General features: G+C 53.8%; 1 pseudogene. It reads left to right on the top strand.

The annotated features are described in order from the left end of the window. Window positions 1–273, top strand: a pseudogene (locus SB753_RS37210) (excinuclease ABC subunit B); the annotation flags it as partial.

Raw genomic sequence — 273 nt, 5'->3', positions numbered from 1 at the left:
GGTCTGGATATGCCGGAAGTGTCGCTGGTGGCGATCCTCGACGCTGACAAAGAAGGCTTCCTGCGTTCCGAACGTTCGTTGATCCAGACCATTGGTCGTGCGGCACGTAACGTTAACGCTAAAGCGATTCTCTACGGCGATAAGATCACCCCATCAATGGCGAAAGCGATTGGCGAAACCGAACGTCGCCGTGAGAAACAGCAGAAGTACAACGAGGAACACGGAATTACGCCGCAAGGCTTGAACAAGAAAGTGGTCGATATCCTGGCGCTG

The sequence above is a fragment of the Paraburkholderia sp. SIMBA_053 genome, from assembly GCF_046534895.1.
Lineage (GTDB): Bacteria > Pseudomonadota > Gammaproteobacteria > Burkholderiales > Burkholderiaceae > Paraburkholderia > Paraburkholderia caledonica.
This window is presented reverse-complemented; position numbering and strand designations above follow the sequence as displayed.